At 48.4% G+C, this 3,889-nt stretch carries 3 protein-coding genes and 1 pseudogene; 3 read left to right on the top strand and 1 reads right to left on the bottom strand.

From position 1 onward, the window contains the following. A partial coding sequence (locus RMO35_RS24650) for a DASH family cryptochrome (protein ID WP_309745316.1) occupies positions 1–1,033 on the top strand: 1,033 nt, incomplete at its 5' end. 265 nt (positions 1,034–1,298) lie between these two features. Here RMO35_RS24650 and RMO35_RS24645 read toward each other — a convergent pair. Beyond that, positions 1,299–1,751 carry a Fur family transcriptional regulator gene (locus RMO35_RS24645; protein WP_309745318.1) on the bottom strand — a complete coding sequence of 151 codons (453 nt, stop codon included), beginning with the start codon at positions 1,749–1,751 and terminating at the stop codon, positions 1,299–1,301. Positions 1,752–2,104: 353 nt separating this feature from the next. Here RMO35_RS24645 and RMO35_RS24640 point away from each other — a divergent pair, with 353 nt between their 5' ends. Together RMO35_RS24640 and RMO35_RS24635 are read left to right on the top strand one after the other, a co-directional pair. Further along, entirely contained in the window at positions 2,105–3,430 is a 1,326-nt protein-coding gene (locus tag RMO35_RS24640; RefSeq protein ID WP_309745314.1) for an extracellular solute-binding protein, read from the top strand. Between the two features lie 229 nt (positions 3,431–3,659). Further along, positions 3,660–3,889, top strand: a pseudogene (locus RMO35_RS24635) (sugar ABC transporter permease); the annotation flags it as partial.

The raw sequence follows: 3,889 nt of genomic DNA, 5'->3' as shown, positions 1-3,889 counted from the left end.
GGATGTCGAGCGAGATAGTCCTGTTCGCTCTTGTTTGCCCACACCGAATACTTTGCCAGCATTACCAGCAGATCTAGATCTGCAACAGCTACCCAGCTTGAGCGATTTGGGGCTAGACGCGCCCGCAGTTGACTCACGGGGTGTTTTGACATATCGCGGCGGCGAGACGGCGGGAATGGCGAGATTGGATGAGTATATCTGGCAAAATGACAGGTTACGCATCTACAAAGAAACTCGTAATGGGATGTTAGGTGCTGATTACTCTTCCAAGTTTTCCGCTTGGCTGGCTTTGGGCTGTCTGTCGCCGCGATATATCGTCGAGCAAGTTAGGAAATATGAGGACGAGCGGATTGAGAATGATTCGACTTATTGGTTGATTTTTGAATTGTTGTGGCGGGATTATTTTCGGTTTATTTGTGCCAAGCATGGCGTGAGTATGTTCAAGTTATCGGGACTCCAAGGTGTCGATCTCACTTGGAAACAAGATTGGGAGCGGTTCGATCTGTGGCGGGAAGGTAAAACGGGCTATCCATTAGTAGATGCTAATATGCGGGAGATCGCCGCAACTGGATATATGTCCAATCGCGGTCGTCAAAATGTGGCGAGTTTCTTGACTAAAAATCTCGGTATCGATTGGCGGATGGGTGCCGAATGGTTTGAGTCTCTGCTAATTGACTATGATGTTTGCAGCAATTGGGGCAACTGGAATTATACCGCCGGAGTCGGTAATGATGCGCGTGGGTTCCGCTTTTTTAATATTACCAAGCAGTCGAATGATTACGATCGCGAAGGTAAGTATGTAAAGCATTGGTTGCCAGAACTAGAGGGAGTTCCCGCCGCTAAAGTCCACGAACCGTGGAAACTTTTACCAGTCGAACAGGAACGTTTTGGAGTCAGAATTGGCGTTGATTATCCTCAGCCTGTGGTCGATTTATTTAAGTCAGCCCGCACGAATGAGCTGATTTATAATATGGCTTTTAATATGCCGACTAGTTCTCGCGATCGACCCGTTCCTAAGCGCCGTGCTAAGTAAATTAATTGAGAATTGAGAATTGGGTGTTAGTATTATGTAGAGTGGGCATTGCCCACCATTCAGGTTTCCGAACAATATCTATCTAATAAATATTCGTACTTACCTACCTTAAAGCAAATTTTGACAATAAACTATTGCTATGTCAAACCAGACCTTTTATAAAAGGTCTGGTTTGTGTTCTAACAAGTATGGATTAGATTAGCTTAAATGGTGTGTGGTGGGCAGTGCCCACCCTACTGGGACGACACGACTAAATATCTAATCCTTAAACGGGTAAGATAGATCGCTGACAGCTCGGACAAACAGCGTGAATTGTCAACTGACAATCGAGGAGATGATAGCCTTCTTTTTTAGAAGTTTTATCGCCGATTTTCAAGACGGATTCGTTCTTGAATTCGATCGTTTGATTGCATTTGACGCAGATCAAATGGTGGTGGTGGTGGTAGGGTTGATTGATTTCATAATGCTTGTGATCTTCAGCTAGCTCCAGTTCGCGCAAGATTCCCATTCGCGCCATCAGTTTGACGGTACGATAAATAGTAGACAAACTAATATCGTGTCCTTCATTATGGAGCAGATCGAACAGATCTTCAGCGCTGAGATGTTTGCCTTCGGCTAAGTTTTGAAATATGTCTAGAATGATTTCGCGTTGGGGTGTCAGTCGCCAACCCCGTTCGTGTAGCTCAGCTTTGAGAGAGTCTGCTGTGTAGAATGACATACTCATCACCCGGTTTCGATCGTTAGCTACCATCATATCGGAGTTGGGATCTATTTGCAAGAAGCAGCACTTATTGAGAATAAGTCTCTTTTAAAACTTGGTGTCAGGGTGCGATCGCGGTTGTTAACAACATCTGCGGCAACACCGATCGAGTGAAGTAGAATGTAAGCATCACTGCTGGTATTTCTCGATCGAGTCAGCTAAATTACGACTCGATGCTAGTTTGGTAATTTCAAGAGTAAGTCTAAGTCAAAGATCCAGAGATTGTCTCGATCGCACAGCTCCAATCTAATTTTAATCGATCGACTGCTTGCCTGAACCTTCACGATCGCCATCGATCGTCAGCGCACAACATGACTCGACGCTTTCAACCACGGGATATTTTGAGCTTGCTGCTACTATGTTTAAGTAGTTGCAATAGTTTATCGTTTGGCAATAGCTCGCCACCGAGTCGTCCAGGGATCGTCCGCGTGTGGGCACATGCGGGACAAGCCGCCGAGCGGCAAGTTTTGGAGCGCCAAGTCCAGCGATTTAATGCGGCGCGGACGGGGACGACAGTGGAATTGACATTTATCCCCGAGGGTTCCTATAACTCCCAGGTGCAAGCCGCCGCCTTATCCAAAGATTTACCCGATGTCCTCGAATTCGATGGGCCATTTGTCTATAACTACGTCTGGCAACAAAATCTCGTGCCGATGGACAAGCTGATTTCGGCATCAGTCAAACAGGATTTATTACCATCCATTCTCCAGCAAGGTACCTATCGCGGGCGGTTGTATTCCGTGGCGACCTTTGATTCGGGGCTGGGGCTGTACGGTCGGCGCAGCCAGCTTCAAGCCGCTGGGATTAGAATTCCCCAGGGTAATCAAGATGCGTGGACGGTGGCGGAATTCGATCGAGCATTGGCAGCATTGGCAGCACGAGATCCAGATAAGCAAGTGCTCGATCTCAAACTCAATCTGCGCGGTGAGTGGGCGACTTACGGCTTTTTGCCAATTATTCAGTCGGCGGGCGGTAAAGCAAATGGCAGCCTCAACAGCCCTAGCGCCGTTACCGCGATGCAGTCAGTCCAAAATTGGTTAAAACAGGGGTATGTCGATCCCAACATCGATGACGCGGCGTTTACCAGCGGCAGGGTGCCACTTTCCTGGGTGGGTCACTGGGTCTACAAAGACTATGCCAAAGCCGTCGGTAAAGATCTAGTGGTCTTACCATTACCCAATTTTGGGCAGGGTTCCAAGACCGCTCAAGGCTCGTGGAATTGGGGGATTACCACCAATTGCTCGACGCCCACATGTCAGAAATCGGCGATGAGTTTCCTGGAATTTTTGCTCCAACCGCAAGAAGTCCTAGCAATGGCGAACGTCAATGGCGCTGTACCGGGCACCAAGCAAGCGATCGCGCGATCTCAGCTCTACGCCCCCACAGGAGCTTTACGCCTGTTTGCCGCTCAACTCCTGGCTGGCGAAACCGTCCCGCGCCCCCAAACCCCAGCTTACCCAGTCATTACCTCCGCTTTTCAAGAAGCATTTGCCAATATCCGCAACGGCTTACCCGTCAAAACAGCTCTAGACAAGGCGGCAACCGCGATCGAGATCGATCGTCAAGACAATCAAAATTATAGGGAAGTGGGGAGAGGGGATAGGGGAGAGGGCAATCCGGTTCGGTTTGTTTGTTAGTCATCGGTTGAAACCGCCGCTAATGTGGCAAAGTCCGACTGTCTTGAAAAGGTGCTCTACTTGCGGCGTTTTTATTCGGGGGGAACCCCCGAATAAGAAAACGACAAGACGGGGAAACCCCAAGACCGCACTTTTCGCTACGCGGACTAATATTTATGCTTAAGCGAACCGTATTGGGGGATAGGGGATAGGGAAAGATTGTATTTTTACTTTTGCAGGAGGTCTAATAATGACGAGTAAATCATTAATAAAGGATGATACCCGCACGGCGCTACTGATGGCGGCACCTGCATTATTCGGCTTATTCCTATTTGTTGCCCTGCCATTTCTGCTCGCCTTCATCCTCTCATTTACCAACCTGCGGCTCGGTTCGCCCTTACCGCTCCAGTTTTTAGGACTAGAACAGTATCGGCGAGTTTTGCTAGATCCCAACTTTCGGCAGGCTTTGCTCAATAACGC

The organism is Chamaesiphon sp. OTE_20_metabat_361 (genome assembly GCF_031364565.1).
Note: the sequence above shows the minus strand (reverse complement) of the source record. Positions and strands in the feature narration are given on the sequence as shown.

Coding starts and splice junctions, on each gene's coding strand:
- RMO35_RS24645 (WP_309745318.1), bottom strand. CDS start 1,751: ATGTCATTCTACACAGCAGACTCTCTCAAAGCTGAGCTACACGAACGG.
- RMO35_RS24640 (WP_309745314.1), top strand. CDS start 2,105: ATGACTCGACGCTTTCAACCACGGGATATTTTGAGCTTGCTGCTACTA.